The sequence below is a fragment of the Pseudomonas sp. SDO5271_S396 genome (genome assembly GCF_054071795.1).
Map to the genome: position 1 here is coordinate 1 of NZ_JBSVWB010000123.1, position 393 is coordinate 393.

The following is a 393-nucleotide window of genomic DNA, read 5'->3' on the forward strand; positions in this document are numbered from 1 at the left end:
CAGGGCTCTCGCACCGGACGCTTTCTCACCAACAATAGAGAACCAATGTGGGAGCCGGCTTGCTCGCGAAGGCGGTGTCTCTGCCGGTATGAATGTTGGCTGAACCACCGCTATCGCAGGCAAGCCAGCTCCCACAAGGAATTGGCAGTGGCTGGAAAAACTACATCAACAGGGCCCCCGCACCGGACGCTTTCTCACCAACAATAGAGAACCAATGTGGGAGCTGGCTTGCTCGCGAAGGCGGTGTCTCTGTCGGTATAAATGCTGGCTGAACCACCGCTATCGCAGGCAAGCCAGCTCCCACAAGGAATCGGCAGTGGCTGGAAAAACTCCATCAGCAGGGCTCTCGCACCGGACGCTTTCTCACCAACAATAGAGAACCAATGTGGGAGC

At 57.0% G+C, this 393-nt stretch carries 1 pseudogene; it reads right to left on the minus strand.

Annotation, left to right across the window (positions count from 1 at the left end):
- Window positions 1-194 precede the first annotated feature (194 nt).
- Window positions 195-393: pseudogene (locus ACW9IN_RS30120) on the minus strand (hypothetical protein); the annotation flags it as partial.